The 16,871-nt window shown below is 50.5% G+C and carries 11 protein-coding genes; 3 read left to right on the forward strand and 8 right to left on the reverse strand.

The genetic code is table 11. The annotated features are described in order from the left end of the window. Positions 1 to 96 precede the first annotated feature (96 nt). Positions 97 to 402 carry a hypothetical protein gene (locus QNJ26_22275; protein ID MDJ0988280.1) on the reverse strand — a complete coding sequence of 102 codons (306 nt, stop codon included), beginning with the start codon at positions 400 to 402 and terminating at the stop codon, positions 97 to 99. Positions 403 to 899: 497 nt separating this feature from the next. On the opposite strand from QNJ26_22275, the gene QNJ26_22280 reads away from it, so the two are divergent. Then, the gene (locus QNJ26_22280) at positions 900 to 1,340 is read left to right on the forward strand and encodes a hypothetical protein (protein MDJ0988281.1); all 441 of its coding nucleotides are present in this window, start codon (positions 900 to 902) and stop codon (positions 1,338 to 1,340) included. Between the two features lie 221 nt (positions 1,341 to 1,561). Here QNJ26_22280 and QNJ26_22285 read toward each other — a convergent pair whose 3' ends face one another. Next, the gene (locus tag QNJ26_22285; GenBank protein MDJ0988282.1) at positions 1,562 to 3,892 is read right to left on the reverse strand and encodes a DUF294 nucleotidyltransferase-like domain-containing protein; all 2,331 of its coding nucleotides are present in this window, start codon (positions 3,890 to 3,892) and stop codon (positions 1,562 to 1,564) included. A gap of 231 nt (positions 3,893 to 4,123) precedes the next feature. On the opposite strand from QNJ26_22285, the gene QNJ26_22290 reads away from it, so the two are divergent. Both QNJ26_22290 and QNJ26_22295 read left to right on the forward strand, forming a co-directional pair. Further along, complete coding sequence (locus tag QNJ26_22290) at positions 4,124 to 4,357, forward strand: hypothetical protein (GenBank protein ID MDJ0988283.1); 234 nt, start codon at positions 4,124 to 4,126, stop codon at positions 4,355 to 4,357. A 3-nt stretch (positions 4,358 to 4,360) separates the two neighbouring features. Then, on the forward strand, positions 4,361 to 7,138 hold the full coding sequence (locus tag QNJ26_22295) for a sensor histidine kinase (protein ID MDJ0988284.1): 2,778 nt from the start codon (positions 4,361 to 4,363) through the stop codon (positions 7,136 to 7,138). Positions 7,139 to 7,471: 333 nt separating this feature from the next. On the opposite strand, the gene QNJ26_22300 is transcribed toward QNJ26_22295, so the two are convergent. The 6 genes from QNJ26_22300 to QNJ26_22325 form a co-directional block, all read right to left on the reverse strand. Then, entirely contained in the window at positions 7,472 to 9,631 is a 2,160-nt protein-coding gene (locus QNJ26_22300; protein MDJ0988285.1) for an exonuclease domain-containing protein, read from the reverse strand. Next, positions 9,612 to 10,001 carry a response regulator gene (locus tag QNJ26_22305; GenBank protein MDJ0988286.1) on the reverse strand — a complete coding sequence of 130 codons (390 nt, stop codon included), beginning with the start codon at positions 9,999 to 10,001 and terminating at the stop codon, positions 9,612 to 9,614. Before QNJ26_22305 ends, QNJ26_22300 begins: the two co-directional genes overlap by 20 nt. 12 nt (positions 10,002 to 10,013) lie before the next feature. Beyond that, a complete protein-coding gene (locus tag QNJ26_22310; protein MDJ0988287.1) occupies positions 10,014 to 11,921 on the reverse strand; it encodes a propionyl-CoA synthetase in 1,908 nt (635 codons plus the stop codon). 241 nt (positions 11,922 to 12,162) lie between these two features. Then, complete coding sequence (locus tag QNJ26_22315) at positions 12,163 to 12,693, reverse strand: tetratricopeptide repeat protein (protein MDJ0988288.1); 531 nt, start codon at positions 12,691 to 12,693, stop codon at positions 12,163 to 12,165. A gap of 110 nt (positions 12,694 to 12,803) precedes the next feature. Continuing rightward, positions 12,804 to 14,822 (reverse strand): sodium:solute symporter family protein, encoded by a 2,019-nt coding sequence (locus QNJ26_22320; GenBank protein ID MDJ0988289.1) that lies wholly within the window; start codon positions 14,820 to 14,822, stop codon positions 12,804 to 12,806. Between the two features lie 329 nt (positions 14,823 to 15,151). Continuing rightward, on the reverse strand, positions 15,152 to 16,871 hold a 1,720-nt coding region (locus tag QNJ26_22325), incomplete at its 5' end, for an acetate--CoA ligase (GenBank protein MDJ0988290.1).

Raw genomic sequence — 16,871 nt, forward strand, 5'->3', positions numbered from 1 at the left:
GGCGCTGATTGTGCCTCCGGCTAAAGCCAGTGAGGCGGTGCGATCTAAATCCGCGTCATCCAGGCCGATAATGTATTGGGCAACAGATGACCCATTTTACCGTAAAATGCCCAACACTTCCTCTTTGGTACAATCCGCGTGTTTTTGCGAGTGTTGCGCGTTACCCTGGTCGATCATCTCCTGGGTGAGCTCCGGCAATGACTGACCCTCTACTATCATTTTGGCTAGCTTAATGGCGCTGTAATGACCGACCGCAATATGTCGCGCCACCACACCCACCGGCCAATGTTCGCCTGGACAGATGGTTGCCCAATTATTATCAAAACAGCTTTCAATAAATGTAATGACGTCGGAATTGAAATCCGCGAAACGCTCGTCCAAGTCTTTTGCGCGTTGACTCATTCTGGTTCTCCTTTGCTAGCGTCATCATCCAAAATGCTTGCAACAACACCTACACCATAAGGCCTTCTTTTGGGTCGTCAATCAACAAATCCGCTTACACCACCAAGAACCACTTGAGCCGGACTCTAGTAAATGAATCCCTTTTAAGCGGCTAAATACAAGATAGATGGTGAAGGCCAGCAAATTCATTATATACTTATTTATAATAATTTCAGTATGATGCGTGTGTTTTCCTGCACACATTGTTGCACAAAAACATAATTTTCGCCTGTTGTTACTAATGCAAAATTGTCTCAATATGCTTAGGTTATCACCATAAACCCGCATCAATTGGGCAACCACAAAAGCTTTTTGATGTCGTGAAGAGCAAGGCTTAGTTTTTGCAGAGATTATCGATAAGCCGATATTGCGTTAAAGCCTCTCTCAACCGCGCATTCAACGGATGATTGTCGGCCGCAGGCCACCGTTCCCAAACCTTCAATTCTACGAGTGGAAAAATGAACTTGAAACATCTCATCACCGCTGCCTTTAGTGTCATGTTGATAGCTGGAACGGGACTATTGGGATTTGATCAGATAAAGGCCGAGTCATTGGCACCGCCCGCTAACCGACAGCCTGAAAGCACATCACAAAATAATCAGACACCGCTTTCAATTTCGAGAGGGGCGCTCCTAGTACTGCTGGCGGTGGGCGTCATGGGGGTTCTGATGGTGCGCCGCAAAAAGAACGCCCCAAACAGAGCGGCTCAGCATCAGATGTCGCAAAAGCCGCCCGAGGATCGTGATCAGGTGTTTATTGATCTGAACAAGCAGTATTTAAATCTGCAGTACAAGATGATGCAGCATCAGTTTTCGGGCGATCCACCGCCAGATGGTCTGCTGGAAGAAATTTCCGATATGAAGCGCAAGATTCGCTTGATTTCCAGGGCTCTGAAATAAAAAAAGGTGTCAGGTTTCAGGTGTCAGGCCTCTGGCTGCTCACTTCTAACTTCCGACCTCTTGTCCATACTTTACGGAACACGTCGTCCGTCTTCGGCCCGGGTTGTTGATGCTTTAATGATTTGCTTGAAGTTGGCAGCTGGCTACAAGTTAGCACCATAGGCCAGCAATGAAAAGCTGACACCTGAACACTGAAACCTGAAACCACAAAGAACAGGAGATTAGGTCATGCCGGTAAAATCAAAGCTGAGCTTGCCCTGAAATTTTTCAACGCGCTTGAAGATTTCTTTCAGCATGGTCTGTTCGATGCGTGAGAGCTTTTTGGGGTTGATATAATTGTTGGGAGCAACGTTTTCCTCGACCATAGCTTTTACTTGGCGCACCAGGCGCTGCTGCATCATATAGCTGTATGCCGTTTCCAGCTCATTGTGTTCCTCGGGGCTAATCTTTTCAATAGCCAGCAATTGATTTAAGCGCTCATGGGTATTGGTCTGCTCAATTTGGTTGTTGAGGGCATAGATTCTGGCGTAATCAACAATCGGCTGCATAGCTGCTTTAATGTCAAAGGCATCCCGGTGCTCGCCTTCCGATTCTACCACAAAGTTACGAAAAAAGCCGATCGGTGGTGTGAAATACATGGCATTCTCCGCCATATGACGAAAAAACCCGGGCCATCCTGCCAGTTCTTTAAACAGGTATTGCCGCAAATCGGTGATTAGCCCTTCCTCTCCATATCCAGCCCTGAAATCAAAGAAAATACTGGCCTGCAGCAAGGCTTCCGGCTCGGCTGTATGAATCCAGCGCCGGAAATAGCTTTTCCAGACCGACAGTGGCTGACACCAATTTGCATTTTTGGCCATGATGCCGCCTTTGCAAAGGGCATAGCCAGCTTCATCCAGCCAGTTGCAAACCCGCTCGCTGAATTTTAAAAAATATTGGGTCACCTTTTTAAGCGAATCGGAGGGCACATCTTCAAATATGATGGCGTTGTCCTGATCGGTTTTCAGCGTCTGCTCCATGCGGCCTTCACTGCCCAAAATCATAAAGACAAAGTTAACCGGCGGCGGTCCGAACTCCTCGAGGGCAAATCCGATAATCTTTTTCAGAATGGTGTCCGAAACCGTTGTTAAAAGACCGGTGACATTGCGAGCTTTTGAGCCGGTATTGATCAGGGTTTCAATCAAACGCGGGACCTGTTTGCGAACTTGCACAATCTGGTTGATAAACTTGGCCTGAATAATCTCTCGGATGATAAATAAAGGCGACTGCCCCTGAGCTCTTAGCAAATCCCGATTGGTTATGACCCCAATAACCTTGTCGGTATTTTCGGTCACCGCCAAATGTTTGATATTTTTTTGCATCATTTCCATCAAGGCTTCAAACAAAAGGGCTTTTTTGGGAATCATGCTCAAGGGTGACGACATAATATCAGAAACCGGCTTTAAGATGTCATAGCCGGTAGCCGTTACTTTTTTTCTTAAATCATTATCTGTCACAACACCGACAAATTTTCCTTTGGGTTCGCGAACGAAAATGGAGCTGGTATTGTGTTCGCTCATTACCGCCGCTGCTGCCTGAATGGGCATATTTTGATCGCAAAAAACCAGATCTTTGTTGAAGATGCTTTCCACCGGCCGGTTAAAAAACTCGGTGGTCTGCTCGCTCGGCCCGCGATTGTGCGCGATAATTTCGGCGTAGGAGCGATCCAACATCCTTTTGCCGAAAGTGTCTGTAAAAAAATCTGAAAAAGCGCCGTGTTTTTGGCAAGCTTCTAAAAACAACTCTTTCGGCAATATATAGAAATACGAATCCTCGCTAACCCGCAGGGTTCGGATGGCGAGGCCATCATTGACCAGCATGGAAATACCGCCATACATATCGCCCTCACCGAGCATTCCGCGCAGGGTTTTTTCATCATTTTCTTCAAAATAACGCTCCGCCGCCCCTTTTTGAATGATATACAAATAATCGATTTTGGAACGCCCCTGGGCAAACAGAATGGTGTCCTTTGGATAATTGATAATAGAGATCGCTGCGGCCATTTTTTCCAAATCCTCCTGGGGAAGAAACGAAAAAGGTGCCAGCTCATGCAGAAAATGAAGGACCTGGCCGGCAGCAACCACCGAAGCATAAGATTTGTTCATCATGCGCTTGCGAAACTTCTCGGCAAAAAACTCGTAAAAATCCGAATGCTGGGTGGCAATATCCAGAAAAATGCTCTCCGGTAAAATGTAGACCGTCGCATCCTCAACCACCTTGACCGAGCGCACCGATATACCGGCATTCATCAATATCGAAATACCCCCGAAAACTTCTCCCGGTTTGATGATGCCGCTCATTTCCTTTTCGCCCCGGGATTCGTAAAAAAGTTCCAGAATTCCCTCCCTGACGATATAGATGCTCTCCAATTTCGTGCGACCCTGCATGGACAGGTTGTGACCGCTGTCGTAGTTCTCAATGCGAATGGATTCAGCAATCCGCTTGCATTCAGCTGGCGGCAGTTCTGAAAACGGAGCCTGCTTCGATAGGAATGTAAGTATCGATTGTGACATAGGTTCTCCTAATTCATGTGCTCGCATTGTTGCTCATAGAGGCCCAATAGGCAAACATGGTTTCTACCGTAGCACAACTTGCGCCAGGTGCCAATTCGAATTGCACTTTGTCAAAAGCAGTGACACCGTGGCCGCAAGACGCATTTGACACTGCAATTCAATTAATTTATAGTGGCATGCCATACCATAAAAGGGCATTTCCTTTCAGTGTGGGCAAACAGATGGTGACCAATGACCCCCAAAGCCAGAAAAAATAAACGCTTAGTCGGTTTATTCTTGTTGGGTATGGTTTTGTTCAATTACCCGCTGCTGTCGTTGTTTAGCCTCAAAACCAGTCTGTTGGGTATGCCCCTGCTAATTTTGTATATCTTCACCGCCTGGTTGTTCTTAATTCTGCTGGCATCACTGGCGGCCAAAACCCGCGGTCAACCCCCATCAAAATCCGATCAGCAAACTGGGTCATAACAGATGTTAGAGACCGGGGTCATACTATTCGTATCATTCGGCTACATGGGCCTGCTTTTTGGCATCGCCCATTACGGTGACAAACGCGCCGATGCCGGGCGCAGCATCATCAGCAATCCTTATATCTATGCCCTTTCCTTGGCCGTATATTGCACGGCCTGGACCTTCTACGGTAGTGTCGGGCTGGCCGTCGGCAGCGGCCTGGGCTTTTTAACCATTTACATCGGCCCAACCCTGATGGCATTGCTGGGCTGGTCAATCTGGCAAAAAATCATCCGCATCAGCAAGATTCACCGCATCACCTCCATCGCCGATTTCATTGCCTCCCGCTATGGTAAAAGCACCACGCTGGGTGGACTGGCCACCAATATTGCCGTCATCGGTGTGATCCCCTATATTGCGCTGCAGCTGAAAGCCATTTCAACCGGATTTTTGCTGATCACGCAATATCCTGACATATCGGCCCCATTCAGCTTTTCCGACGTTCCGGTCATGTTCGACCCTGCATTTTATATCGCTTTGCTGCTAGCTGTCTTTGCCATCTTGTTCGGCACCCGCCATCTGGATGCCACCGAACGACACGAGGGCCTGGTTGCCGCCATCGCCTTTGAATCAATTGTAAAGCTGGCGGCATTTCTAACCGTAGGTATATTTGTGACTTATTTTATCCATAATGGATTTGGCGACCTTTTTCAAAAGGCCGCAGTTTATCCCGATCCCCAAAATACCCTTGGCGCAAAACCGGGCAGCGGCAGCGCGCTCCTTTTTGATAAATACTTGACGATCAAAGGCCAGAGTTTCAGCTACACAGACTGGAGCATTTATTTGCTGATTTCAATGCTGGCCATTGTTTTTTTACCCCGTCAATTCCAAATTGCCGTTGTTGAAAACGTCAATGAAGAGCACCTCAATAAAGCGATCTGGCTTTTTCCGCTTTACCTGCTGGCCATCAATATTTTTGTCTTACCGGTGGCCTTCAGCGGCATCCTGCGTTTTCCGGACGGCAACGCCGATGCCGACTTTTTTGCGCTGACGCTTCCGATGGCCGAACGCCAGCAGCTAATTGCCATGTTTGTTTATCTTGGCGGCATGTCGGCTGCAACCGGCATGGTCATCGTTGAGACCATTGCCCTGAGCACAATGATCTGCAATGACCTGGTCATGCCCGTGCTACTGCGATTGCCCATAGAGGAGATGGGGCTGCGCCAGGATTACAGTGGTCTGCTGCTGACGATCCGCAGGTGCAGTATTGTACTGGTTTTGTTGCTCGGCTACGCCTATTTCCGCACGATTGGCGAATTTTATGCCCTGGTCTCCATGGGGCTGGTGTCTTTTGTAGCGGTTGCTCAGTTTGCACCAGCCCTGTTGGGTGGTATTTTTTGGAAAGGCGGGACCCGCACCGGTGCCATTTGCGGTCTGCTGGCCGGATTTGCGGTGTGGACCTACACCCTTTTCCTGCCGTCACTGGTACCTGCCGGCATCATCTCCGATGTGTTTGTGACCCGGGGGCCTATGGGCATCGAGCTGCTCAAACCCTTTGAATTATTCGGATTGCAGGGCTTCAACCAAATTTCTCACGCGGTTTTCTGGAGCCTGCTGGTTAACACCGGTGCATATATCGGTGCATCCATTTTCAGCCGTCCCCGCACCATCGAGCACACCCAGGCCGCTTTGTTTGTTGATGTTTTCAGATATTCTGAGGAAGCAGGCGAGTCCCATTTCTGGCGCGGAACCGCCAGCCTACCGGATCTTAGATCTCTGCTAGTGCGCTTTTTGGGCCGCCGGCGCACCGATGAAGCCCTTGCCGACTATGCCGACAAACGCAAACTCAGCTGGAACTATCTCGTGACCGCCGACGCCAATCTGGTCAGCTATGCTGAAAGATTGCTGGCCGGTGCCATCGGTTCGGCATCCGCCCGTGTTATGGTCGCATCGGTTGTCAAAGAAGAATCCCTGGGCATCGAAGAAGTATTGAATATTCTCGATGAAACCCAGCAGGTGATTGCTTACAGCCGGGAGCTTGAGAAAGCCACCGCCGAACTTCAGGAAGCCAATCGCCGTCTCAAAGATCTGGATCGTCTTAAGGATGAATTTATCTCGACCGTCACTCATGAACTGCGCACTCCGTTAACATCGGTCCGCTCGCTGGCTGAAATCCTGCACACCAATCCGGACATTGCGGTAGATCAACACAAAAACTTTACCGGTATCATTATTAAAGAAAGCGAGCGCTTGACCCGTCTGATTAACCAGGTGCTGGATTATGAAAAAATTGAATCCGCTCAGATGGACTGGGTCATCATTGCCACCGACATTAAAGAGGTTATCGAGGACGCGGTTGCCAGCACTCGGCAACTGGTTGAAGATAAAAACATCCGTATCGACTATGAACTCATCGACAACCCGCCGCTCATATCCGGTGATCGTGATCGTTTGGTTCAGGTCATGGTGAACCTGATCTCTAATGCCGTCAAATTTTGCGATTCCGATCGCGGCAAAATAATCATCCGCCTGACTGCCAATGCAGAACAGGTGCAGGTCGATGTCGAAGACAACGGCATTGGCATCAGGGCCAGGGATCAAAATAAAATTTTTGAGAAATTCCAACAGGTCAAAGACCCGTCCAGAGGTCGGCCTTACGGCACCGGTATAGGACTGACCATCAGTAAACGCATCATTGATTTTCACCACGGGCAAATATGGGTTAAAAGCAAACCCGGCATTGGGTCGACTTTTTCATTTTCTCTGCCCACGCATCGTGAAACCGCCCTCACCTCCTAGAAGCGATCTTAAAAATGCATCTAGCGCTCAGTGGCTGTGTTACGAACCGATTCAAAATGCTCGAATACTAACGTGTATGCGCCACTTTTGAATCGGTTCACGCCTTGTTTTGTTGAACACCTTAAATTTCTTAGATCAGATGTGAAATCCCGCATTCATGCGGGGAGCGCGATCTACTATTTTTAAGATCGCTTCTATCAGTAGTTCCCAGTGGTATCAGGCAAATGGTTCTGGGTTCAGAGGTTCAAAGGTTTACGGCTTCGCTCAACTGATCTCCGATGTTTACCTTATGTACCCAACCTCTGAACCTTTGAACCCTAAACCTTTAAACCTTTAGAATTTCTGCCTGGCATAGAACGTTTTCTGAGAAGCCGCCAGAGCCTGGCTGAGGGTAAAAATTTTCTGCTGCGACAGCAGTGGTAAAAATTTAAGAAACATTTCACCGGTCGCCACGGCATCACCCATGGCGGTATGTCGAGCCAAAATCCGGACACCCAGCCGTTTGGCAATGGCTTCCAAATTATGATCTTCATGGGATGGATGGACAACAGCCGACAGCAATAACGTATCCAGCACCGGATTGACAAATTTCACCCCAGTTAACTCCTCCTTTAATTGTAAAAAGCGCATATCAAAGGCGGCATTATGTGCCACTAAAATGGTGTCTTTTGCGAAATCATAAAACATCGGCAGCACTTCATCGATGGTCGGCATTCCCTCCAGCATCTCGGGGTGAATGCCGTGTATCCTTACCGAAGTCCAGGGCACCGATCGTTTGGGATCCACCAATTGCTCGAAGCGCTCGTTTTGCAGCAAGCGGCCATTAACGATGCGAACGGCACCAACGGAGATGATCTCGTCGCCCTCAGTGGGGTTCAAACCGGTGGTTTCCAGATCGAACACCGTATAAGACAGTTTAGACAAATTGCGGTTCTGCAGCTCCGGTTGTTCCTCCACCTGCAAAAACATATCAAAATTATAGAACTCGGGACGGCTTTCCGGCAGGATCATCAATGAGCGTGATCGCTCGGGTTTGATGAGGTAAACGACCGGTAGAAAAAAGCGCACATAAGCGGTATCCTTTAAGCTCTTGGATGCATATAAGCCGATTTCACCGTTGTGATGATCAATCACTTCTCTGAGGGTTAGCGAGAAGCCCTCTTTTTCAAAAGACAGTGGCTGGGTTTCCCAGGCTTTTAGTAGATCTGCTTTTAGCGGGTGCCCTGACCAGAGCAGATCCAAACCCACAAAACGCTGCAACTGGATCAAGCGGCAACTCATTTCACTCACCCCGGTCGCTTTTTGGATCTGTTGAATGACAAACAAAAGGGCCAGCAAAAAAGAGGATTGGTCGACATGGACGTAATGCTCGCTGGCAATATCATCTGTTCGCAAATCAGCACCTAGACTCTGACGACACCTGGCCCTCAATACGTCTAACAGATCTTGCACTGCAATCCGCTCCAGCGGCCATTGATTGAACATGGGGTGAGAAGACAGGGTGGGATCGCGTTCCAAAAGGTCACCGATATTTAGTGACTCTTTGTGAATAATCTTTTTAAGTGTCTCAAGACGATTGGCATCCATATCCGGGTAATCCAGGATGGTTTCAATCGCCGAACGGATACCGGCAAATGAAGCCCGGATGCCGCGGGTAAACGATTGCAGTGTGAGATTCAGATAATTTTGGGATTCAAGCTGCTGGGTAATATCAGACAAGATCAAGATCAAGCCCGAGTAATGCCGGCGAAAGTCTAAAACCGGAACCGCTTCAGCGCGCAGCAATGTATTTTCAGCACCTTGAGTAACAAAGTAGGAAACCACATCTGCGTCGTCATTTTCTAATTTCGTAATAATTTGATCGATGGTGTGACGGATTAAATTTTCGTCAAAAATCTCGAAAACGGAGCGCCCCAGGCCAACAAATCTTAGGCCGGTTTCATGGCTGTCATCACCCATACCCGACAGCAGTTGTTTGGCGCGGTTATTGTACAGCAAAATTTGGCCCTCCGGATTGCAGACGATCACCCCTTCGGGCAACTCCGACATTATGGCCGCCAGGATATTTTTCTCTTCTTCCGATTGGGCCCGGGCCGTATTGACGCGTTTTTCAATATCATTTAGCAGGGATTCATAGTGGGTCGCCCCTTCGTTTAAACGCTCGCAGAGCTGCTGAATCTCGGCGGCACCGGCAATATCAAACCGGTGAGAAGGATTGGTTGGATTCACCAGAGTTATTTGTTCGGTAATTTTGCGCAAAGGCCGGATGTATTTGCGCAAGATGCTGTCTAAAAGAAGTGCGCCGGACAGCAGCAACAAAACTGCCAGGATCAGAAGAGGCCCGAAATGCGCCTTGATAAGGTCCGCCAAAAAGCCTAACGCTTCCGGGGAAAGTTGGGTTTTAAACCAGACGGCAAAACCAATGCATATGATCAGCCAAGCGGCAACAGATAGCGCAATCGCCTGCCAGAATTTATGTCCCCGTCTTTTCATGCGTATTTTCTAGAAGCTCTTTAACCTTGGCAACGACTTCTGCATTCGAAAACGGTTTGATAATGTAGGCGTCCGCCCCGAGCGCCATACCTTTGGCAATTTCAACCTCGCGGCCCTTGGCTGTTAGAAAAATGATTTTAACATTTCTAAAATCAGGATTCAATCGCACGATTTCGCAGACTTCATACCCATCAATTCCGGGAAGCATGATGTCCAAAAGGATGAGGTCCGGCTTGTATTTTAAAATAATATCAAGCGCATCCTCACCGTTTTTGGCAACGATGACATTGTAGCCCTGCTGCTCCATCAAAAACTGGATCGGAACAACAATACTGGGCTCATCATCTACGATGAGTATTTCTTTGGGCATAGTGATACCACTTTATTCTTTTCTGGCTTTGGCGTAGCCGATACCAGTCAGCGCTTCCTCCATTTCATCCAGAATAGTCGGATCATCGATGGTTGCCGGCACGTTGTAAGGTGTATTATCGGCAATTTTTTGGATCGTGCCGCGCAAAATTTTGCCGGAGCGCGTTTTGGGCAGGCGCTTGACCACCGTGGCGGTCTTAAAAGAAGCCACCGGCCCGATGCGATCGCGCACCATCTGGATGACTTCAGCGATTATCTCGTTCGAATCACGCTCAACACCGGCATTCAGCACCATAAATCCAACGGGCACCTGTCCCTTGAGTTTGTCTTCAACCCCTAATACCGCACATTCGGCCACATCCGGGTGATCGGCCAGGACTTCTTCCATAGCACCGGTGGAAAGCCGGTGACCGGCAACGTTGATAATGTCATCGGTGCGGCTCATCACAAAAACATAGCCTTCATCATCAATATAACCGGCATCTGCGGTTTTGTAATAGCCGGGGAATTCCTCCATGTAAGCCGCCAAAAAGCCATCATCGTTATTCCACAGTGTCGGCAGAGTGCCCGGCGGCATGGGCAATTTGGCCACTAGCGCTCCGATTTCACCGCTGGCAACCGGCTGGGTGTTTTCATCAACCACCTGCAGGTTCCAGCCCGGAGCCGCTTTGGTGGGCGAGCCTTCCTTGACCGGAAAATGATGCAGTCCCAGACAATTCCCAGCGATGGCCCAGCCGGTTTCCGTCTGCCACCAGTGATCGATGACCGGAACATTCAGGCTGTTTTCAGCCCATTTAAGCGTATCGGGGTCCGTGCGTTCACCGGCCAGAAAAAGCGCCTTAAAATTGGACAAATCATAATTTTTCATCAGCTCCGCTTTGGGATCTTCGCGTTTAATGGCGCGAAATGCCGTCGGCGCTGTAAACATGACCTTGACATTGTGTTCGGAAATCACGCGCCAGAAAACACCGGCATCCGGTGTGCCCACCGGTTTGCCTTCAAATAAAATGGTGGTGCATCCTTTCAGCAAAGGGCCGTAAACGATATAGGAATGGCCCACGACCCAACCCACATCCGAGGCCGCCCAATAGACATCGCCGGCTTGCACATTATAAACGGCACCCATCGTCCATTTAAGGGCCACCATGTGACCGCCGTTATCGCGCACCACGCCTTTGGGCACACCCGTGGTTCCGGATGTATACAGGATGTACAATGGATCGGTGGCCGCCACCGGCACACAATCATGCGGTTGGGCTTTTGACATGACAGCATCCCAATCCAGATCACGCCCTTCTTGCATCGAAGCGGTTTCCATGGGTCGCTGCTTGACAATGCAATACTCCGGCTTAGCGTCAGCCATGTCAATGGCCTCATCCAGCAGCGGTTTGTAGGCAATGATGCGTTTGACCTCTATACCGCAGGAAGCGGACACAATGACCTTGGGCTTGGCATCATTGATGCGCACCGCCAGTTCTTTGGCGGCAAATCCACCAAACACCACCGAGTGCACCGCACCCAGACGGGCGCTGGCCAGCATAGCAATAACAGCTTCCGGAATCATCGGCATGTAAATCAGGACCCGATCGCCCTTGCTCAAACCCTGGGCAGCCAGGGCGCCGGCAAAACGGGCCACCTCGTCACGCAGATCGTTGTAGGTGTATTTTTTGATGGTATCGGTAACCGGCGAATCGTAAATCATCGCGTTTTGATCACCCCGGCCGTTGTCAATGTGATAATCCAGGGCGTTGTAGCAGGTGTTCATCTCCCCGCCACTAAACCAGCGATAAAACGGTTTGTTAGAATCATCCAATACCTTTTCCCATTTTTTATACCAGTGGCAGTCTTCAGCTGCCGCCCCCCAGAAACCGTTTGGGTCTTCCATGGATTGGCTATGGGCAACTTCATAAGGATTTGCCATGATGTGCCTCCTTTGGCCGGATCGTGTTCAATTTTATGGCAGTTAAAGTGGTTGCTCCTGTCGTTGGATAACCTCGACGTTAGGCGTCAGATCTTGGGTTTCAGACCAGCGCTGCACTCACCTTATCTGAAACCTGACACCTGACACCTGACACCTTTTTTAAACCCAACACCTGAATGTTGTATCACGCTTTTCAAGTGTGGAAATGATTCTGTTGAACCCCCCTTTTTGCAATGCCGGTTCACGAGGTGCTGTTTGAGGTTTGCACCTTTTGCTTTAAAAATTCCAGATGCCGGCGGATACCTTTATCCGTATTCGGCTCGTTGCTAAACATACGCTTTATAAAACCCGGCGGATCATCGATCTCCGGATCCAGCTCCAGCCCTTTTTCGTAATCGGCGATGGCTTTTTCATATTGCCCCATGCGGCTGTATATGGATCCCCGATTCACATAGGCATTGGCCATGGTCGGTTCGATTTCAATGGCCCTGTTGTAATCCGGCAGCGCTTCTTCAAAGCGTTCCAGGGTACTGAGTGTGTTGGCCCTTCCCAAGAAGCCGTCGGCCTTGTTTGGATCAATATCAATGGCGCGGTTGAAGGCTTCAAGTGCGTTATCCGTCCTGTTTCGATTGAGGGCGGAAATACCATCCAGGATCGCATCCTGATAATCTGAAACGCCCAGGCCGCAACCGCTCACCAGGAGCAATGAAATGGTTAGTATAAATACGGGACGATACATAGTTTGCGGGTACTGATAGCCTTTAGCAAGCAATCATCCCTGCCCCCTTTGATTTTAATTCGCTGATGGAGGGATTGGACGGGGAGGCGGTCACGCCTCCCCGTCCTTCTGATATCCACTTAATCCAATTTAACGTCTATGGGTCAGACGCCGGATTGTCCGCGGGAGGTGCCCTCAGTAACAGCAGGCTCATCTTCGTAAATATCGTGCTTCAAGGCCTCAAAGTCGGTGGTAATGTTGGTCGACATTTGCAGCTTGTAGGCCAGGAACCACATCATACCGACACCCGCGATCCACCAGATAATCTGCCAGATCCAGATAGATGGCATACCATTGGGCCAGGTTGACGGATCCATGGGATCACCGAAGATGGTGTTGCCGATCACGCAGAACGGACCGATGGCAAACAGGAACCAGATGATGGTGATCGCCCAGCCCCATTTGATCAACGGTTTCTTTTCTTCGGGCAAACCCGCATGCGCTGAGACAAATTTATGCCATTCGATGCGGAATGTATCCTCGGCTTCCTTGGGCTGCGTAAACAGGCTGATAAGGATGGCCACCGGCAGGTTGAACAAAATACCCCAGCCAGCAGCGTAAATTGTCAGCGGGTTATAGCCCCAGGGCAGCCCCAGGTCGAACCGGAAGGTTAGAAAGACCGCAATCATACCGCAGATCAGCCCCGTAACCACGCCCTGACGGGTGAGGAATCTCCAGTAGCAGACCGAAATCAGGGCCGGGTACATCATAAACCCGTAGGAGGTCGCAAATGCACCCAACATCACGATGGCCCCGGGCACAAGGCTTGCAAAAATCAGCGCCGAGCCCACAACGATCAGAACGGTAATACGGCCCCAGTAGGTTTGCTGCGTTTCGGTCATGTCCTTTTTAATAAAGCGTTTGACGATGTCACGAGTCAGCATACCAGAAGCGGTCGACATATAGGCCGCGCCGGTGGATTGCATGGCCGCCAGAGCACAGATGGCCAGCAGGCCCACGGCAAACGGTGCGGTGTCTTTCAGCAGATGGATTAAATACGGCACCAGGTTGGCCTGTTTGCCGCCTACCAGGTTGGCAAGGGGCAGGATGGTTGAATCCATCCCCTCCGGCCTGTATAATGAAAGGACCCAGCCGCCCATGGCTTGCATGGTGGTGAAAATGAACAGGGCAAAGCCGATCCCCAGGGTCGAAGCCCATACTTGCTGCAGCGGGAAAGGTTTGGGGTTTTTGTTGGCAAACGCCCACATCGAAAAGGCCGGTGACGCATGAATACCCATCAACGCAAACATGTAGGTTAAAATCATGAAACCGGTCCAGGTGCCGCCCACAGCTGTCGCCTGGGAGGGCACGAACTGGATGACGCCCGGCACCGCCACCAGGTGGGAATACCCATCCGGTGTCAGTTTGATGATGGATTTCTTGTTGGCCAGAAAGACTTTGACCGCCTCCGGATCAGCCCAGGCGGGCACCGCCGTTCCGCCGCTGTGGATCCAGGCCACGACATCGCCGAACTTGGAGGTCAGCGAATCCCAACCACCGGCATAATTGACGGCAATAACGCCGATGCCAAGAATACCGCCCCAGAGCAGAATGCATTGGGCCGTATCCACGTAAGCCACCGAGCGCAAACCGCCCAGGGCCACGTACAAGAGCACGACGATGGCCAACAGCCACATGCCCACATTAACCGAAAACAAGCCATCGGTTAAAATGTTAAACAGCACGCCCGAGGCCCGCAGCTGAATTCCCAGGTAGGGAATACTGAAAAACAGCGCCACGATCACTGTTAGAACACGCATGGCCTCTGAGTTAAAATAACCATGGAACATCTCCCCCGGGGTCACATATCCATAGCGTTTGCCGATCAGCCACTGGCGTTTCAAAAAGAGCACGCCCGTGAACGGAATGGTTAACACATAAAATGATGCATACCCGTAGGGTAGCCCATCCCGCCACATCAGAGCCGGGTGGCCGACAAAGGTCCAACCGCTGAAGGAGGTCGCTGTGGCTGCCAGTACGAATACCCAGATGTTGAGCTGGCGTCCGGCAATAAAGTAGTCGGTTCCCTTCTTGGCAATCAGGTAGCCACGGACTCCGATGGTAATGCAGTATCCCCAGTAAAGGAGAACAAAAAAGAACAGCCAGTAAATATGAGTAGCCATGTTCTTCTCCTTTCACAGATTAGTAGACAAATTACGATTCATATCCGTAATCAACGTTTGCGGGCCGGCATCACCTCCTTTGCTTTGTGCGTTTAATAGATAATCTGATCGCATTGTCAATCCCCAAATGTCTGCAGAGCACTGTCGCGTCCATAGTAGCGTGCATCCCTGCAGAAGGCCTGTCATTTTTTTACCGTTGGTGGATACCTTTGACAGTTCATTCGGATCTCCTCTTGCCTGTCTTTTCAGATTCTGGTTCAGTTGCGCCTGTGTTCGTATTAGGCAAAACAGCGATCAGGCGTTTCTAACCCGAACAGGTCAAAACCCTATCATTTAGCCATATCTTTGATCTCTTCAACGATCTCAGGATTGGCCAAAGTGGTCACATCGCCAACATCCTTGTCGTTTGAAATCGCACCCAGTACCCGCCGCATGATCTTACCCGAACGGGTTTTGGGCATATCGGTGACAATCCAGACCTTGCGCGGCTTGGCGATTTTTCCGATTTCCTTGCAGACGGCATCAGAAATTTTCTGGGCCAGATCATCAGAGGCTTCCAGGCCGGGTTTGAGCGCAATATACAGATCCGGCTCTTTGCCCTTAATTTCATGGGCCACCGGTACGACAGCCGCCTCGGCCACTTCATCAACCACCAGCGCGGCGGATTCAATTTCTTTGGTACCCAGGCGGTGGCCGGAAACGTTGATCACGTCGTCAATGCGGCCCAGGATGCGATAATAGCCGTCTGGGGCTTCCACAGCCGCATCACCGGTCATGTAAGGCCAGTCGCGCCAATCTTTGCTTTGAGGATCTTTGCAATAGCGCGCGTAATACGTATCAACAAAACGATCGCGGTCGCCCCAAATGGTCTGGAATCCGCCGGGCCAGGGATTTTGAATACAAATGTTACCTGCCTTACCGGCGCCCGGCGGGATGACATTGCCCTCATCATCGTAGATAATCGGATGAATTCCCGGCATACCAGGTCCGGCGCTACCCGGCTTCATGGGGGTAATGGCCGGAATGGTGCTGCACAAAAATCCACCGGTCTCCGTCTGCCACCAGGTGTCCACGATGGCCGCTTCGCCTTTGCCGACGACTTCGTAGTACCACTTCCAGACTTCGGGCTCGATGGGCTCACCGACGGTGGTCATATGTTTAAAATGATAATTGTACTTGGCGGGCTCATCGGGGCCGATTTTGCGCAAGGCCCGGATGGCGGTTGGGGCGGTATGGAAGATGTTGACATCCAGATTCTGGGCGATGCGCCAGGGCCGCCCTGGATCCGGATAGTTGGGGACCCCTTCGAAAACCACCGTGGATGCACACAACGATAAGGGACCGTAGACGATGTAGGAGTGACCGGTGATCCAGCCAATATCGGCCATGCACCAGTAAACATCTTCCGGATGGATGTCCTGCACATATTTGGAAGTGCCGGCAACATAGGCCAAGTAACCGCCGGTACCGTGCTGACAGCCTTTGGGTTTGCCGGTGGTCCCGCTGGTATACATCAGAAACAGTGGCGCTTCGGCCGGCATGGGAACCGGGTCGACGCGTTCACCGTAATAATCTTTTAACAGGTCGTTGACAAAATAATCGCGCCCTTCGACCATTGGCGTGTCACTGGAGGCTTTGCCCGGATAGCGCTGCCAGATGAGCACCTTGTCCACCTTCTGGCCGTCTTTTTCCGCCAGTTCAACCGCAATATCGGCATTTTGCTTGTGGTTGAGCAGGTTGCCGGCGCGGTAATACGCATCCGCTGTAATCAACACATTGCTGCCCGAATCGACAATCCGGTCGGCACAGGCCCGGCCGCTAAACCCGCCAAAAACCTCGGAATGAATGACACCCAACCGCGCACAGGCCAGCATGGTAATCGGCAACTCGGCGATCATGGGCATGTGCAGCGTGACCCGGTCGCCGGCCTTTAACCCTGCAAAATCCCGCAGCAGGGCCGCAAATTCATTCACCCGTACGTACAGTTCCTGGTAGGTGACGTGTTCGACTTTTTCTTGCTCGGGTTCCGGCACATAATGAATCGCAGTC

The sequence above is a fragment of the Desulfobacterales bacterium genome (assembly GCA_030066985.1).
GTDB lineage: Bacteria > Desulfobacterota > Desulfobacteria > Desulfobacterales > JAHEIW01 > JAHEIW01.